A 16,570-nucleotide genomic window follows, 5' to 3' on the forward strand; every position below is an offset into this window, starting at 1 on the left:
CGAACCGGCCTTGTTCCAACGGCGCTCGCCCATGATAATCTTTGACCTTTAGGGCAAGCGGCTATATTCCAGGCGGCAGAACCTTTTTGACGCGGATGGCATGTCCATGACCGCATGTAAGCTGACAGAACGGCATTCCGATGAAATTTCTCGATGAAGCAAAAGTCTATATCAAGTCCGGCGATGGCGGCGCAGGTGCCGTCTCTTTCCGGCGCGAAAAATTCATCGAGTTCGGTGGCCCGGATGGCGGTGACGGCGGACGCGGCGGTGATGTGTGGGTCGAGGTCGTCAACGGACTCAACACGCTGATCGACTTCCGTTTCCAGCAGCATTTCAAGGCTTCGATCGGCCAGCACGGTATGGGCAAGACGCGCACTGGCGCCAAAGGCTCCGACGTGGTGCTGAAAGTGCCGGTCGGCACGCAGATCTTCGAGGAAGACAATGAGACGCTGATCGTCGACTTGACCAAGGAAGGCCAGCGCTTTCGTCTTGCCGCCGGCGGCAATGGCGGCTTCGGCAATGCCTATTTCAAATCCCCGACCAACCAAGCGCCGACGCACGCCAATCCAGGCCTGGCAGGCGAGGAAAAGACGATCTGGCTTCGCCTGAAGTTGATCGCCGATGCGGGTCTCGTCGGCCTGCCGAATGCTGGCAAGTCCACCTTCCTGGCGACGGTCACGCGTGCGCGTCCGAAGATCGCCAACTATCCTTTCACCACGCTTCACCCCAATCTCGGCGTTGCGACCATCGATGGGCGCGAATTCGTTCTGGCCGATATTCCGGGTCTCATCGAAGGCGCGCATGAAGGCGTGGGCATTGGCGACCGCTTCCTCGGCCATGTGGAGCGCACCCGCGTGCTGCTTCATCTGGTTTCCGCACAGGAAGAAAAGGTTGGCCAGGCCTACAAGACCGTCAAGGCGGAACTGAACGCCTATGGTGGTGGCTTGACGGACAAGCGCGAGATCGTCGCGCTGTCGCAGATCGACGTGCTGGATGAGAAGGAACTGAAGAAGAAAGCCAAGGAGCTGGAAAAGGCCTGTGGCCGTCCGCCGCTTCTGCTTTCCGCTGCTGCCCATATCGGCATGACGGAAGCCTTGCGCGCGCTTCGTGACGTGATCGTCGATGCCAGCGAAGGCGGCGAGACAGCTCTTCCTGACCGTTCCATGCCCATCGAAGAGCTGGAAGACGGAGACGACCGTCTATGACGCTTGCGCGAAAACCGCTCGGCAGCCATCATCGCATCGTCATCAAGATCGGCTCCGCGCTTCTGGTGGACCGCAAGACCGGGCTGAAGAAAGACTGGCTGGACGCGATCTGCGATGACATCGCGGCGCTGAAGAAGAACGGCGCCGATGTGCAGGTCGTCTCCTCGGGCGCGATCGCGCTTGGCCGCACGGTGCTCGACCTGCCCTCTGGCGCGTTGAAGCTGGAGGAAAGCCAGGCGGCGGCAGCCGTGGGGCAGATTGCTCTGGCACGCGCCTGGTCCGAAAGCCTCTCCAAGCATGATATCGTTGCGGGGCAAATCCTGCTGACGCTTTCCGACACGGAGGAACGCCGCCGCTATCTCAATGCGCGTGCGACGATCAACCAGTTGCTGAAGATCGGTGCGACGCCTATCATCAATGAAAACGATACGGTGGCGACGACGGAAATCCGCTATGGCGATAATGATCGCCTGGCCGCCCGCGTTGCGACCATGACCGGCGCTGACCTTCTAGTACTGCTCTCTGACATCGACGGTCTCTACACAGCCCCGCCGCATCTCGATCCAGACGCCAGGTTCCTCGAGACCATCGCGGAAATCACGCCCGAGATTGAGGCTATGGCGGGCGGCGCTGCGTCGGAACTGTCGCGTGGCGGCATGCGGACCAAGATCGATGCGGGCAAGATTGCGACTGCCGCCGGTTGCGCCATGATCATCGCGTCGGGCAAGACGCTGCATCCGCTGAAAGCCATCGAGAACGGAGCGCGCTCCTCCTGGTTTGCGCCTTCCGGCACGCCCGTGACAGCCCGCAAGACCTGGATCGCAGGCCAGCTCCAGCCAGCCGGCGAAATGCATGTCGATGAGGGTGCGGAAAAGGCACTCCATCAAGGCAAGAGCCTGCTGCCTGCCGGTGTCAAACTGGTGAAGGGCAATTTCGGTCGCGGCGATGCCGTTGCCATTATCGGGGTGCAAGGCCGTGAAATCGCGCGCGGGCTTGCCGGTTACGACGCCGACGAGGCCCGCCGCATCAACGGCCACAAGTCGAACGAGATCGAAGCCATTCTTGGTTATGTCGGACGCTCCGCGATGATCCATCGCGACGATCTGGTCATGACCGGCGCTGCCGTGAAAATCAAAAAAGCAAAGAAGGATGAAGTCGATGCCTGACCAGGCCGTGAAGCAAAGCCAATCTGTCGATGCGCTGATGATGAATATCGGCGCTCAGGCGAAAGCAGCTTCACGACCGTTGTCCATTGCTTCGACCGCACAGAAGAACCGCGCGCTTCTCGCCATGGCATCCGCCATCGACGCGTCTGTGGAACGCATTCTCGAGGCCAATAAAAAGGACGTCGCAACGGCCGAACAGGCAGGCGTGGCAGGCTCCTTCATCGATCGCCTGAAGCTCGACCCATCGCGCATTGCTGGCATTTCCGAAGGCATCCGTGCGATTGCCAATCTTGCCGATCCTGTCGGCGAGGTGATTGCCGCCTGGGATCGTCCGAACGGCTTGAAGATCGAACGCGTGCGCACGCCACTTGGCGTCATCGGCGTGATCTATGAAAGTCGCCCCAATGTGACGGCGGATGCCGGTGCCCTGTGCCTCAAGGCTGGCAACGCCGTGATCCTGCGCGGCGGATCGGATTCGCAATATTCATCGCGCGCTATCCATGCCTGCCTCGTGGAAGGCTTGAAGATTGCGGGGCTTCCAGAGCATGCGATTCAACTTGTGCCGGTCACCGATCGCGCCGCCGTTGGCCTGCTGCTCGGCGGTCTTGGCGGCACGGTCGATGTGATCGTACCGCGTGGAGGCAAAAGCCTTGTCGGACGCGTCCAGACGGAAGCCCGCGTGCCGGTCTTCGCCCATCTGGAAGGCATTTGCCACGTCTATGTCGACAAATCCGCCGATCTTGAGATGGCAAAGAAGATCGTGCTGAATGCCAAGATGCGCCGCACCGGCATTTGCGGCTCTGCCGAAACCTTGCTGGTGGACCGCGCCGTGGCAGCAACCCACCTCAAGCCCTTGGTGAAAATTCTGCTGGATGCCGGTTGCGAAGTTCGCGGTTCGGAGGACGTACAGAAAGCCGTTGACGGGGTAAAGCTGGCGACCGAAGAGGACTGGCACACAGAGTATCTCGACGCCATTATCTCAGTGGCTCTGGTGGACGGTATCGACGGTGCAATTCAACACATCGGTACCTATTCCTCCAACCACACCGAAGCGGTGATTGCCGAAGATCCGGAGGTCGTTGCGCGCTTCTTCAACGAGATCGACAGTGCGATTCTGCTGCACAATGCCTCGACGCAATTTGCCGATGGCGGCGAGTTCGGCATGGGGGCGGAAATCGGCATTGCGACTGGCAAGATGCACGCGCGTGGGCCAGTCGGCGTGGAGCAGCTGACCTCCTTTAAGTACCGCGTGCATGGCACCGGCCAGACGCGGATCTGATATTTGGCGGCTGATCGGGCTCTTGACCAACGTTACCTGACCATGCCGCACACCGAGCGCGGCATGGTGATTGGGCTATTCGGTGGGTCGTTCAACCCACCCCATGACGGTCACGCGCTGGTGGCGGAAATCGCCATGCGCCGCCTCGGCCTCGATCAACTCTGGTGGATGGTGACGCCCGGCAATCCGCTTAAGAGCAAGACGGAATTGGCGCCGCTTGCCGAGCGCATCGCCGCTTGCGAAGATCTCGTCACCGACCCGCGCATCAAGATCACCGCGTTTGAACAGACGCTTGGTGTCAGCTACACGGCCAATACGCTCGCCAAGATAAAGGCGCGCAATCCGCACGCCCATTTCATCTGGGTCATGGGGGCGGATAATCTCAGAACCTTCCACCATTGGCAGAAATGGCGCGTGATCGCTGAGACCTTTCCGATTGCGGTGATCGACCGTCCGGGGGCAACGCTTGCCTATCTTTCATCGACCATGGCGCAGGCCTTCAGCCATGCGCGCATCGATGAAGACGATGCCGGAGTATTGTGGAAGAAGCAGGCACCCGCCTGGGTCTTCATCCATGGTCCACGCTCGACGTTGAGCTCGACGGCTTTGCGCAACGGCAACAGCCCGCACCATAAATGAAGTATGAGCGTGGGCGTTGTTCCCCACATCTTGAAAAGTGAATGTAATGGTGCCACCTTTGTTATGCGTCGCTGAGAATCGCGTCGCACAGTATCTGTTTTGTCATTTCGGAAAGGACAACCTCTGACAACAGTACACACGAAGGGAAGAGCTTATAGCGCTATCCCGAAGGGCCAGGAGAGTGGCGTCGATGCCGCCCGTCGTGCCCTGGAAACCGTCCTTGCAAGTGTCGAGGACTCCAAAGCAGAAGATATCGTTTCCCTGAACATTGCCGGAAAATCGGCGCTGGCAGACTACATGGTGGTCGTGTCCGGGCGGTCGAACAGGCATGTGACGGCGATCTGCGAACATCTCATTACCGATATGAAGGATGAGGGTTTCGGCGGTGCGCGTGTTGAAGGCCTCGAGGCCGGCGACTGGGTGCTGATCGACGCAGGCGATGTCATCGTCCATGTGTTCCGTCCTGAAGTGCGAGCGTTCTACAACATCGAAAAGATGTGGGCGACGCCGGACATCGAGGAAGAAACGCTGCATTGATCGCGGGTTAGAGCATGCCGCGCAAAAATGGGCAGCGGTTTTGCGATAACAATATGCGATAAGGCATAGGAATAAGGCGTAGGGAGTGGATCTGAAAGATCGCGACACGCCTTAGGCCGAAGGCTTTTTCGGTCGCATGGAAACCCGCAGCCAATTCTGCTAGGAGCGCAGCTCAACAGGTTGCGAATAGGCTGATATGTGAATGCGGATTTCAATTTTTGCGGTGGGACGGCTGAAATCCGGCCCTGAGAAAGAGCTTGCGTCTCGCTATCTGGATCGTTTTGCCAAGGCTGGCCCGGCGATCGGGCTGGAATTTGCCAAGATGATCGAGGTGCAGGAAAGTCGCGCCTCCAACCCGGACACGCGCAAACGTGAAGAAGCGGCAATGCTGGAAAAGCATCTGGCCGACGGTGCCGCACTGATCCTTCTCGACGAGCGCGGCAAGGCGCTGGATAGCCCCGCTTTCGCCGAGCTTTTCGCCACCATGCGTGACAATGGAAAGCGCGATGTGATCATCGCCATTGGCGGCGCAGATGGGCTCGACCCGTCGCTGACTGAGAAGGCGACCGCGACACTCTGCCTTGGCAAGCTCACCTGGCCTCACCAGATCGTCCGCTTCCTGATTTCAGAGCAGCTTTACCGCGCCGTGACCATTCTCTCCGGCCACCCCTATCACCGGGTTTAGATCCGGCCCCTAAGGTCTTCCCGTCATCGACATGTTTTCGTCGCAAACACGCGTCTATGTCGCGTCGCTATCATGCCTATTGGCGCGAAGCCGCGAAGCAGCGTATGGTCGCCAATCTTATAAAGCGGGTAGAAGAACATCATCATGGGTCCAGCGTGCGACAGATCTCGACTTGCCCCGCGGGCGGGTCGATTTGCGCTCCGAGCGAGCGCAGCTGTCATCATCGGCCTGACATACCTTTCCCCGCAAAGCACAGCCGCTCAGGATGCGGCACCGACCACGGCCACTCCACCGGCAGAATCGTCGAGCGAATTGCAGGAACTGGAAACCCGGCGTAACCAGAACCGCCAGGATCTACAGGAACTGGTGGACAGCATTGGATTGTCGGAAGACAAGGCACGCCAGCTTGAAGAGAGCATTGCAGCGCTCAATCAGGATACGGCCCGAATCAAGGAAGAACTGATCGCGTCTGCCCAGCGCCGCAAGGATCTGGAAGCCAAGATCAATGATGGTCAGGACCGGCTGGCAAAGCTCAGCGTGCGTGAGGATGATGTGAAAGCGTCGCTTCGCGAACGCCGCGGTGTTCTGGCAGAAGTCCTGGCAGCCCTTCAGCGCATGGGCCGCAACCCGCCGCCTGCCCTTCTCGTATCCCCGGAAGATGCGCTTGCCTCGGTGCGAAGCGCGATCCTGCTCGGCGCCGTCGTTCCCGGCATTCGCGCTGAAACGAACAAACTCGTCACCGCTCTCAAAGAGTTGACTGACCTGCGCCAGGCGATTGCTGTGGAGCGCGAGCAGTTGACGGGCATGATGACGGCAAGTCTGGAAGAGGAAAAGCGGCTCGATCTGCTGCGCGCGGAAAACGACAAAAAGAGCAGCCAGACGGCCGCCGATCTCGAAGCAGAACGCAAGCGATCAGAAGAACTTGCAAGCAAGGCGACCAGTCTGGAAGGCCTGGTTTCCTCGCTTGAAAACGAGATTTCCTCGGTGCGCGACGCCAAGGAAAAGGCGCGTCTGGAAGAGGAGCGGATCGCCCGTCTCCCCCCTGCCGAGCGGGACAAATTGGAGGCGCAAACCGAGGCCGGGGTGCCCGATAAAAACCGCATTGCGCCAGCATATCCGTTTTCGAGCTTGAAGGGTAAGCTGGCAATGCCGGTTTCCGGAGATGTGCTGAGACGCTTCGGCGATGCCGATGGAACAGGGCATTTCTCCAAGGGGATCGTCGTCGCAACCGGCCCGGAAGCACTGGTAACAGCGCCAGCCGATGGCTTTGTGGTTTTTGCTGGAGAATTTCGCAGCTACGGCCGCATGATCATCCTCAACGCCGGCGACGGTTATCATTTGGTACTGACGGGAATGGACAATGTGAGAACGCGGCAGGGCATGTTCGTTTTCTCCGGCGAGCCTATTGCCTCCATGGGCGTAAAAAGAGTGGCGAGTGCGGCGGCTTTGGCGCTGGAAACTGACAAGCCAACGCTTTACATTGAATTCAGAAAAGACGGAGTGCCGGTTGATTCTCAACCTTGGTGGTCCGCAAAAAATACCGGAAGGGCGCGTAATGATTCGTAAGGCTTCGCTTCTTCTCATCGGTGGGCTCATGGGTGCCACGGCGATGAGCGTTATCTATTCTGCCAGCCTGCCGGCCCAGGCGGCAGGCCCTTCCACCTACAAGGAGCTCTCGATTTTCGGCGATGTCTTCGAGCGGGTGCGTGCGCAATATGTAACGCCGCCGGATGACAAGAAGCTGGTTGAGAATGCCATCAATGGCATGCTGAGCTCGCTCGATCCGCATTCGAGCTTCATGAACGCCGAAGATGCCAATGACATGCGCACCCAGACCAAGGGTGAGTTCGGCGGTCTCGGCATCGAAGTTACGATGGAAAACGAGCTGGTCAAGGTCATCTCGCCGATGGACGACACGCCTGCCGCCAAGGCTGGTATTCTCGCCGGTGACTTCATTTCCGAAATCGACGGTCAGCCGGTTCGCGGCCTGAAGCTGGAAGAAGCGGTCGAGAAGATGCGCGGCGCCGTCAAGACGCCGATCAAGCTCACCATCATCCGCCAGGGCGCCGACAAGCCGCTCGACATCACCGTCATGCGTGACATCATCGCAGTCCGCGCGGTCAAGTCGCGCGTCGAAGGTGGCGATGTCGGTTATCTGCGCGTCATCTCCTTTACCGAGAAGACCTATGACGATCTCGAAAAGGCGATCAAGAAGATCAAGCAGGACGTTCCGGCTGACAAGCTCAAGGGCTATGTGCTCGATCTGCGTTTGAACCCAGGCGGTCTGCTCGACCAGGCGATCAATGTATCCGACGCCTTCCTCGAGCGTGGCGAGGTGGTCTCCACCCGTGGCCGTAACCCCGATGAGACCCGCAGATTCAACGCCACGGCTGGCGACCTGACCGATGGCAAGCCAGTGATCGTTCTGATCAATGGCGGCTCCGCTTCGGCCTCTGAAATCGTCGCGGGCGCCCTGCAGGATCTGCGTCGTGCCACGGTTGTCGGCACCCGCTCCTTCGGCAAGGGCTCGGTTCAGACGATCATTCCGCTCGGCGAAGCCGGTGCGCTGCGCCTGACGACGGCGCTCTATTACACGCCGTCCGGCAAATCCATCCAGGGCACCGGCATCACACCGGACATCAAGGTGGAACAGCCACTACCGCCAGAGCTTCAGGGTCGTGTGCGCGCCGAAGGCGAATCCAGCCTGCGCGGTCATATCCAGGGCCAGAGCGAAACCGAAGAAGGTTCGGGCTCCGCAGCCTACGTTCCGCCGGAAGCCAAGGACGATATCCAGTTGAACTATGCGCTGGACCTGCTGCATGGCACCAAGACCGACCCCTCCTTCCCGCCGAACCCGGAAAAGGCAGTCGTCAACAAGCAGTAAGACATCAAGGGCACCGGTCCAAGGCCGGTGCCACTCCATGTCCGGTCAGACGTCAATCACGCATCAGCCACGGAAACACCATTGTCATCAGACCTGCGTAAGCCGCTCATGGGTCGGAAGCGTAAACAGAGCGTCGGGTTTTTCCGGCGCTTTTCTGTGTTGACGCTGCTTGCAGTTCTCGTTGGCGGCGGTGTGGCCGGATTGTCCCTCTATACGGCGCTTTCTCCCGGCAATCTGGCGAAAAGCTCTACCGCGCCGGACGTGGCGCTGGGACCGGCGGGAACGCCGCAGGATCAGGCAGCAGCCACGAACGAAAGTAACGCCTCCAACTTGCAAAGCGGGCGTTCCGGCGCCAATGTCCAGCGCAACACCATGTCGGACGGCAATACCGTCTCCGTATTTTCGCCGAAAGACCGCAATGACAACGCACCCGTGCTGATGACCGGCCAGACGGTCGGGCAGGACCCACGGGTGGCGATGCGACCGAATGAGGAACTGTTGGAGGAGAGCCCCTTCGGCAGGCTTCCCATTATCAGCGCCGACGGCCTGAAACCAATGGATCAATATGCCAGGCCCTGGTCCGGCGCACGCGGTACTCGTATCGCCATCGTGGTGGGTGGGCTGGGCCTTAGCCAGACCGGCACGCAGAAGGCGATCAGGGAGCTTCCGCCCGAAGTCACGCTCGGCTTTGCCGCGACCGGCAACAGCTTGCAGCGCTGGATGCAGGAGGGCCGTCGTGAGGGCCATGAGATCCTGCTACAGATTCCCTTCGAACCCTTTGGTTATCCTGGCACCAATCCCGGTCCTGATACGCTCTTGGTCTCCGATCCGGCCAGGATCAATCTGGAGCGGCTTCACCGGTCCATGGCGAAGATCACCAACTATACCGGCGTGATGAACTATCTCGGCGCGCGTTTCATGGCCGATGAAAAGGCGCTTGAGCCGGTGCTGCGCGATGTCGGCCAGCGCGGCCTGCTGTTTCTGGATGACGGATCATCAGCGCAATCGCGCACCGGCATCATCGCCAAGGCCGTGTCCACGCCCACGGGCTTCGCCGATCTGCAACTGGACGATCAGGTGAACGACGCCGCCATTCTGCGCAAGCTGGACGATCTGGAGCGGATTGCGCGGCGCAATGGTTCCGCCATCGGTGTTGCGTCCGCCTTCGATGAGAGCGTTGCCGCAATCTCCAAATGGTCGGTCGAAGCGGCAGCGCGCGGCATCGAGATCGTCGGTGTCTCGGCGCTTGTCTCGCAAGACTCCAAGCAGTAAGTCTGCTTCACCAACAATCAACATCCAGGTTCAACAATGTCGATCAAAGCAGACGATCTGCCCTACCGCCCCTGCGCCGGTATCATGGTTCTGAACGATAAGGGCCTCGTCTGGGCCGGACGCCGCATCTCACAAGGCAACTCTGAGTTCGATGGCTCGCCTCAACTCTGGCAGATGCCGCAGGGTGGCATCGACGAGGGCGAGGCGCCGCTCGCTGCTGCCATTCGCGAGCTCTATGAAGAGACCGGCATGAAGACCGTGACGCTGCTGGCCGAAGCGCGCGACTGGATCCATTACGATCTGCCGCCGCAACTCATTGGCATCGGGCTTCGCGGCAAATATCGCGGCCAGGCACAGAAATGGTTCGCCTTCCGTTTCGATGGCGATGAAAGCGAGATCCAGATCAACCCGCCGCCGGGTAGCAACGAGGCGGAGTTCGACGCCTGGGACTGGAAGCCGATGGACACCCTGCCCGAGCTGATCGTCCCGTTCAAGCGGTCGGTCTATGAGCAGGTGGTCGAGCAGTTCCGTCATCTCGCAGGAAAATAACGGTAATAAAAAAGGCGGCATCTCTGCCGCCTTTTCCGATTTATTCCAAAAGGGTTACTCGGATTCCGCAGAGTCGGCCGAGTCGGCGTTGAGCTGACCGTACTTGGCTTCGCCGATCTTGTTGAGAAGATCGAGCTGCGTTTCGAGGAAGTCGATATGGCCTTCTTCGTCGATGAGGAGCTGTTCGAACAGCTTCATCGAGACATAGTCGCCGGCATCGTGACAGATGTCGCGGGACTTCTTGTAAGCCGTGCGGGCGTCGTATTCGCCGGCGAGGTCGGCTTCCAGCACTTCCTTGACGTTCTGCCCGATGCGCAGAGGCGCAACGGTCTGAAGGTTCGGGTGGCCTTCGAGGAAGATGATGCGATCGATGATCTTGTCAGCGTGCTGCATCTCTTCGATCGACTCGGCGCGCTCTTTCTTGGCGAGCTTTGTGTAGCCCCAGTCGTTCAACAGCCGGTAGTGAAGCCAGTACTGGTTCACTGCACCGAGTTCGAGGAACAGTGCCTCGTTAAGCTGCTCGATGACTCTTGTGTCGCCTTTCAATGTCCGCTCTCCTGTTGTCTTCATGCAATTGTTTCAGGCGGGACATAAAATCAAAAACTTCGGCCTCAGTCGAGTGCCGACGTGCATGATATTCTTCCGTGGTCTTGATGATCAGGTCGACGACAGTCGGGAAACAGCCGCAGCAACGACCACGCTTCTGCATGGCGTGATAGACTTTTGCCGGAACGATGAGCTGCCAACAGTCTTCATCAAGAAGCTCGTTGATGACATCGCGAATGTCGTTGTCGGTGATGTAATTGCAGCTACAAACCAGCATGATCCATTGCCTGCGTGACGCAACACGTTGTTTTCCCTGTTAAACCAAAACAGGACATTCGATGTCAAGAAAAACAATGGCACAATTCGACAAGTGATATATTTAGAGGATTTCTAAACTAGACGAAAAACTTCGTGTTTTCATCGATTTAGCGGATTCTTGATGAGAGGCGTATGGATTGCCATGCGCCACTCCGCCCACGCCCCAAGCGCGCGATCACGGACTTGTGATCGTATTTTTGATGCCTATCAGGCGAAATACTGTCCGCCATTGGCCGTCAGCGTCGATCCAGTGATGAAGCCTGCGTCATCGGAGGCAAGGAACAGGGCGCACCGTGCAATCTCTTCCGGCTCACCCAATCGCCCCACCGGGATATGCGGCAGGATCCGCTCCTTCAAAACGGCCTCAGGAATGGCACGCACCATCTCCGTGCCGATATAACCGGGGCATATGGCGTTGACGGTGATGTTGCGCGAGGCGCCTTCCTGGGCCAGCGCCTTTGTCAGCCCGATATCGCCCGCCTTGGATGCCGAATAATTCGCCTGCCCCGCCTGGCCCTTCTGGCCGTTGATCGACGAGATGGTGATGATGCGACCGAAGCCCCGCTCGCGCATGCCAGGCCAGATCGGATGCGTCATATTGAAGACGCCGTTGAGATTGGTATCGACGACCTCACGCCATTGCTGTGGCGTCATCTTGTGGAACATGGCGTCGCGGGTAATGCCGGCATTGTTGACAAGGATGTCAATCGGTCCGAGCGCCCGTTCCACCTCGGCCACGCCCGCCACGCAGGCATCATAATCGCGCACGTCCCATTGATAGGCCGGAATGCCGGTCGTCTGCCGAAATGCCTCGGCGCGATCCTCGGTGAAAGCGTAATTGACCGCGACCTTGTAGCCTGCCGCCTGAAACGCTTTCGCGATCGCAGCACCGATACCGCTTGTTCCACCCGTTACCAACGCCACCCGGCTCATCGTCAAGGCCCTCGATTCCATTGAGTAACCCTTTAGATGGGCCAACGTGGCATTTCAATGATTTGGCCCGACAGCCCTTCGAGGCACATGGCAATACCCATGCCGCCGCCGATGCAAAGTGTCACGAGACCCTTGCTTGCCCGGCGCCGCTTCATCTCGAAAACAAGCGTGTTCAGAACACGCGCACCGGATGCGCCAATGGGATGACCGATCGCAATCGCACCGCCATTCACGTTGACGATTTCCGGATCGAGACCGAGATCGCGCACCACCGCGCAGGATTGCGCGGCAAAAGCTTCGTTTGCCTCGACCAGATCAAGATCGCCAACCGACCAGCCCGCCTTGGCCAGAGCCTTTCGCGAGGCGGGGATCGGTCCGGTCCCCATGATTTGAGGATCGACACCGGCGGTTGCCCAAGACGCGATGCGCGCCAGCGGCTGGATATTGCGCCGGGCTGCCTCTTCTTCCGTCATCAGCAGCACGGCGGCAGCGCCGTCATTAAGGCCGGAGGCGTTGCCCGCCGTCACGCTACCCTCCTTGTCGAAGGCAGGGCGCAGCTTGGTCAGCGCCTCCAGCGACGCGCCTGCGCGGATATATTCGTCGGCGGAGATCGTCACATCGCCCTTGCGGCCCTTGATGACAAAGGGCGCGATCTCGTCTTCGAAGCGCCCGGCTGACTGCGCCGCCTCCGCGCGGTTTTGCGAGCGCACCGCATATTCGTCCTGCTCTTCACGAGACAACTGCCACTGGCGGGCGATGTTCTCTGCGGTGATGCCCATATGATAGCCATGAAACGCATCGATCAGGCCATCCTTCAACATGGTATCGACCATCTTGAAATCGCCCATCTTCACGCCGCCGCGCAAATGCGCCGCGTGCGGAGCCATGGACATGGATTCCTGTCCGCCCGCAACGATGATGGACGCATCACCCAACGCGATCTGTTGCGCGCCGAGCGCGACAGCCCGCAGGCCAGAACCACAAAGCTGATTGATGCCGAAGGCGGTTGCTTCCTGCGGAATGCCGGCCTTCATTGCGGCCTGGCGCGCCGGGTTCTGGCCCTCGGCGGCAGTCAACACCTGACCAAGGATCGCTTCATCGACATCCGCCGCCGCAACGCCTGCCCGTTCCAGAACCGCAGTGATGACGGATGCGCCAAGTTCGTGCGCCGGAGTATTCGCAAAGCTGCCATTGAACGAGCCGACCGGCGTGCGTGCGGCGCTCGCGATCACGATGGAGGATGAAGGCATGGATGTTTTCTCCCGAATTTTGCCGCGAGACTGTCAAAGCTTAGGGCGTAAGTCAATTTACCCAGGTCGATTTGAAAGGACGCTGCAGAGCAGCATCCGCATGCTGCAAAATTGCTGCGCAAGAAAGTGACTGCTGCATCGCACAAACCATTTGTCAGACGCCTTTGTTTCAGCATAGTCTTTTGAATGGGAAGAGCAAAAAACACTAAAGCGTAACGCGATCTTTCAGATTCGCTCACACGCTTTATGTCCTTGTTTTATGGCATGTCGTTATCGCAAACCGCTGCACACATTTGCGCGACATGATCTAGGAAAACAAGCAAGACCGGCATCGCGAGGAGGCGAGGATGGGAAGACATGGCGGCGAGACCGTTATCAAGAAATACGCCAACCGGCGGCTCTATAACACCGGGACCAGCACCTATGTGACGCTGGAAGACCTGGCGAAGATGGTCAAGCGCGGCGAAGACTTCAAGGTTCAGGACGCCAAGACATCTGAAGACATTACCCATGCCGTGCTGACGCAGATCATCGTCGAGCAGGAAGCCAAGACCGGCAACACGCTTCTGCCGACCGCCTTCCTTCGACAATTGATCTCCTATTATGGCGACCAGATGCAGGTGGTCGTGCCGACCTTTCTCGAACATTCGATGAAGGCATTCTCCGAGCAGCAGAGCCATATGCAGGAGCATATGGGCAAGGCTTTCGGCGACCCGTCTCTAACAAAGAATTTTTCCGCGCCCTTCCAGTTGATGGAAGAGCAGATCAAACGCAACACGGAACTCTTCAAGCAGACGATGCAGATGTTCACGCCCTTTGCCGCGCCCGCATCGACGCCTAAGGAACAGCGCAAGCCCGACGCCTCGGAGATCGATGAGCTAAAGGCGCAACTGCGCAACCTTCAGACCAAGCTCGATCAGCTCTGACAGTCGGCAGCCTACAAGCGGAAACTCATCCCCGGCCTAACAGCTGGTAAGATGGAAGCGCCACGTCAGCGCTCGCGCCGTGCCGAATGATCGACCGGTCGCTTTGCGGACGGGCAAGAACCTGGCTCATGGTCCAGGCATTCAGGATCATCAGGTCGGCCTTGCGGCCGATGGCGATCAGACCGGCATCCTGCCCCATGATCGATGCGGGAACGGCGGCGGCCAGCGTTGCCGCGTCACCATAGGGGTGATCGAGATGCAGGATCTTCACCGCCTGCCTCCAGGTGTCGAGCATGTCGTGATCCCCATAGGCATAGAACGTGTCGCGGCAGTTATCGCCCGCAACCGCGACACGAATACCAGCGGCGCGCAGTTCCTTGACGGGCGTTACCCCTCGCCACCGCGGGGTTCTGAGCTGCTGGCGGTCCTGCAGATACATATTCACGGTCGGCAACGTCACAATGCTGATGCCGGCCTGCGCCAGAAGCGCGAGACGCTCGGCGAGTTTCTCCTCCTCAAGAAGTGCCAGTGAACAGCAGTGGCCGCATGTCACCCGCCCCTCATACCCGTAGCGCATCGTCGCGCGCGCAATCGCGGGAAGGGAATCCCCCGTTGCCGCCTCATCCACGTGCAGGTCGATGTCGAGGTCTCGCTCGCTTGCCAGCCTGAAGAGAATGTCCAGCAACCCCTCCATGTCGTCCAGACCCCCATGCGTGCCGCCGCTGGCACGTGTGACCCCGCCCATGAGACCGCCGCCGTCTGCCACAAGATCGGCAAGATCGCGGCCATGACCGGAGGCGTAGACGTCGAGCGGAACAAGCGCGACGGCTTGCAAGGCAATGCGCGACAACCAGCGTTCAGCGGCCTGTCGATAGGCGGCCCAGGTGATATGTGCCTGCCCCTCATGACTGTCGAGATGGGTCCGAATGGCTGCAACGCCATGGGCGTAGGCAGTCTCAAGTCCGAATTCCATGCGCGCGGTCACGTCCTCATGGCTCCAATGCGCCAGACGATCGGCCGTCGTTGCCGCGCGCGCGCCTGCATGGGTTCCACCGGAATCAGGCGCGCGATCCACCATATGTCCCTTGTCGAGATGGGCATGAACATCGACAAGAAGCGGCCAGACGTGGCGGCCCGCAAGATCGATGACGTGAACTGCACCGTCAACGGCAAGAACGCCAGCGGGAGCGATGTCAGCGATCGCATCATCTTGCACAAGGAGATCGACCAGAAGCGCCCCGTCCCGATCCCTGAGGCCTCCTTCAAGCCCTGGAGCTGCCATCAACGCCGCAGGGATCCGCGCGTTGCGCAAATGCACCTGACCTTTCCCGGTCAGGCTCCCTATGGCCAGACCCGCCCGTTCGGGGATAGTTTCCGTGCTCTTCTCTATTGTCATGATGTTACTTTCACATCCTATAGCGTGTCGCGCGAAGGTGTTCCGCTGGTGGCACTGGTGATGCGTCAAGCACCCTCGTCTTCGGGTAACCTCAATCGTTCCGAGGCGAAATTGATGAAATGGCTCGCGGCGGGCGATAGCGAGCCACGCGCCCGATGCAGAATGTTGAGCCGCTGCAGGCCACCGCCGCCAGCAAGAGGAATGAAGGCAAGCTCGCCATTAGCAAGCTCCCGATCCACATCGACGCGATTCAAGAAGGTGACATGCGGTTCGACATAGGCAAGCCGCTTCATCAGCTCCATCGAATTGGTCTCGACAACCGGGTCGAGTTGCGCCCGCGCCGGCGCCAGGTTCTCCACCAGTTCGCGCAGCGACAGGCTCCTGTCCGCAAGCACCATCGGATAGGCAAGGCAGTCGGAGATTCTCAGCGTCTTGCGCAGCGCCAGGGGATGATGGGGAGCGACCACGACGCCCAGCCTGTGGCGAAACTCTGCAACCCGTTGCAGGCGGCTATCCTCTGGAAGATTGTAGGCCAGGGCAAGATCGGCCCGGCCGGATGCGACCAGTTCGATAACGCTGTCCCGATCGCCGACGATCACGCGCAGGCTCACTTGCGAGATTGCGCTACGATAGGCGGCAACGATCTCGGCGAGCCTTCCGGCAGCCAGCGTCGCCATGGTGGCGACCGTCACCTCGCCGCGCGAGAGGCCGCGCAACGCCTTGATCTGGTTTCGCATGGCCTCATGCGCTTTCAGCGTGTCGCGAATATGCGCGATCAGCAACTCGCCGGAACTGGTGAGCTTCAGCCCCTTGGGCAGCCGCTCGAAAATCGGCGCGCCGAGTTCTGTCTCCAGGTCGAGAATATAGCGATTGATGGCAGACGCTGCGACATTGAGCTTCTTTGCGGCCTTGCGGATCGAGCCTTGGCGCGCAACCTCGTCTATATAGCGCAAGGCGCGACCATGCAGCATATGCGTTCCCATGT

At 59.5% G+C, this 16,570-nt stretch carries 17 protein-coding genes; 11 read left to right on the forward strand and 6 right to left on the reverse strand.

All coding sequences use genetic code 11. The features are described 5' to 3' along the window. Positions 1 to 140 precede the first annotated feature (140 nt). The 10 genes from obgE (at position 141) to QE408_RS22310 (ending at position 10,216) form a co-directional block, all read left to right on the forward strand. Positions 141 to 1,205, forward strand: a complete 1,065-nt coding sequence (obgE, locus tag QE408_RS22265) for a GTPase ObgE (RefSeq protein ID WP_306934626.1) — start codon at positions 141 to 143, stop codon at positions 1,203 to 1,205. Beyond that, positions 1,202 to 2,371, forward strand: a complete 1,170-nt coding sequence (proB, locus tag QE408_RS22270) for a glutamate 5-kinase (protein WP_306934627.1) — start codon at positions 1,202 to 1,204, stop codon at positions 2,369 to 2,371. Before obgE ends, proB begins: the two co-directional genes overlap by 4 nt. Then, complete coding sequence (locus tag QE408_RS22275; protein ID WP_306934628.1) at positions 2,364 to 3,650, forward strand: glutamate-5-semialdehyde dehydrogenase; 1,287 nt, start codon at positions 2,364 to 2,366, stop codon at positions 3,648 to 3,650. The genes proB and QE408_RS22275 overlap by 8 nt, the downstream gene beginning before the upstream one ends. A gap of 42 nt (positions 3,651 to 3,692) precedes the next feature. Next, positions 3,693 to 4,289 (forward strand): nicotinate-nucleotide adenylyltransferase, encoded by a 597-nt coding sequence (locus tag QE408_RS22280; protein ID WP_306934933.1) that lies wholly within the window; start codon positions 3,693 to 3,695, stop codon positions 4,287 to 4,289. Positions 4,290 to 4,388: 99 nt separating this feature from the next. Continuing rightward, positions 4,389 to 4,826: a ribosome silencing factor gene (gene rsfS / locus QE408_RS22285; protein ID WP_306934629.1), complete on the forward strand. Its 438-nt coding sequence runs from the start codon at positions 4,389 to 4,391 to the stop codon at positions 4,824 to 4,826. 202 nt (positions 4,827 to 5,028) lie between these two features. Next, a complete protein-coding gene (gene rlmH, locus QE408_RS22290) occupies positions 5,029 to 5,511 on the forward strand; it encodes a 23S rRNA (pseudouridine(1915)-N(3))-methyltransferase RlmH (protein ID WP_306934630.1) in 483 nt (160 codons plus the stop codon). A 144-nt stretch (positions 5,512 to 5,655) separates the two neighbouring features. Then, positions 5,656 to 7,077: a murein hydrolase activator EnvC family protein gene (locus tag QE408_RS22295; RefSeq protein WP_306934631.1), complete on the forward strand. Its 1,422-nt coding sequence runs from the start codon at positions 5,656 to 5,658 to the stop codon at positions 7,075 to 7,077. Continuing rightward, the gene (locus tag QE408_RS22300; protein WP_306934632.1) at positions 7,067 to 8,395 is read left to right on the forward strand and encodes a S41 family peptidase; all 1,329 of its coding nucleotides are present in this window, start codon (positions 7,067 to 7,069) and stop codon (positions 8,393 to 8,395) included. Before QE408_RS22295 ends, QE408_RS22300 begins: the two co-directional genes overlap by 11 nt. A gap of 81 nt (positions 8,396 to 8,476) precedes the next feature. After that, positions 8,477 to 9,667, forward strand: a complete 1,191-nt coding sequence (locus QE408_RS22305) for a divergent polysaccharide deacetylase family protein (protein ID WP_306934633.1) — start codon at positions 8,477 to 8,479, stop codon at positions 9,665 to 9,667. A gap of 36 nt (positions 9,668 to 9,703) precedes the next feature. After that, positions 9,704 to 10,216, forward strand: a complete 513-nt coding sequence (locus QE408_RS22310; RefSeq protein WP_306934634.1) for an RNA pyrophosphohydrolase — start codon at positions 9,704 to 9,706, stop codon at positions 10,214 to 10,216. Between the two features lie 54 nt (positions 10,217 to 10,270). Here the strand turns inward: QE408_RS22310 and bfr are convergent, their stop codons facing one another. The 4 genes from bfr to QE408_RS22330 all read right to left on the reverse strand — a co-directional run bounded on the left by bfr (position 10,271) and on the right by QE408_RS22330 (position 13,263). Next, positions 10,271 to 10,762, reverse strand: coding sequence for a bacterioferritin (bfr, locus tag QE408_RS22315; protein WP_306934635.1), 492 nt, complete (start codon positions 10,760 to 10,762; stop codon positions 10,271 to 10,273). Then, complete coding sequence (locus QE408_RS22320; RefSeq protein ID WP_306934636.1) at positions 10,728 to 11,039, reverse strand: (2Fe-2S)-binding protein; 312 nt, start codon at positions 11,037 to 11,039, stop codon at positions 10,728 to 10,730. The genes bfr and QE408_RS22320 overlap by 35 nt, the downstream gene beginning before the upstream one ends. 248 nt (positions 11,040 to 11,287) lie before the next feature. Continuing rightward, positions 11,288 to 12,013, reverse strand: coding sequence for an acetoacetyl-CoA reductase (phbB, locus tag QE408_RS22325; RefSeq protein WP_306934935.1), 726 nt, complete (start codon positions 12,011 to 12,013; stop codon positions 11,288 to 11,290). Positions 12,014 to 12,045: 32 nt separating this feature from the next. Beyond that, positions 12,046 to 13,263, reverse strand: a complete 1,218-nt coding sequence (locus tag QE408_RS22330; protein ID WP_306934637.1) for an acetyl-CoA C-acetyltransferase — start codon at positions 13,261 to 13,263, stop codon at positions 12,046 to 12,048. Between the two features lie 347 nt (positions 13,264 to 13,610). Here QE408_RS22330 and phaR point away from each other — a divergent pair, with 347 nt between their 5' ends. Further along, positions 13,611 to 14,189, forward strand: a complete 579-nt coding sequence (phaR, locus tag QE408_RS22335; protein ID WP_306934638.1) for a polyhydroxyalkanoate synthesis repressor PhaR — start codon at positions 13,611 to 13,613, stop codon at positions 14,187 to 14,189. A 25-nt stretch (positions 14,190 to 14,214) separates the two neighbouring features. Here the strand turns inward: phaR and QE408_RS22340 are convergent, their stop codons facing one another. Together QE408_RS22340 and QE408_RS22345 are read right to left on the reverse strand one after the other, a co-directional pair. Continuing rightward, positions 14,215 to 15,585 carry a cytosine deaminase gene (locus QE408_RS22340; RefSeq protein WP_306934639.1) on the reverse strand — a complete coding sequence of 457 codons (1,371 nt, stop codon included), beginning with the start codon at positions 15,583 to 15,585 and terminating at the stop codon, positions 14,215 to 14,217. Between the two features lie 65 nt (positions 15,586 to 15,650). Then, positions 15,651 to 16,556 carry a LysR family transcriptional regulator gene (locus tag QE408_RS22345; protein WP_373465595.1) on the reverse strand — a complete coding sequence of 302 codons (906 nt, stop codon included), beginning with the start codon at positions 16,554 to 16,556 and terminating at the stop codon, positions 15,651 to 15,653. Between the last annotated feature and the right edge of the window lie 14 nt (positions 16,557 to 16,570).

Source organism: Agrobacterium larrymoorei (assembly GCF_030819275.1).
GTDB lineage: Bacteria > Pseudomonadota > Alphaproteobacteria > Rhizobiales > Rhizobiaceae > Agrobacterium > Agrobacterium larrymoorei_B.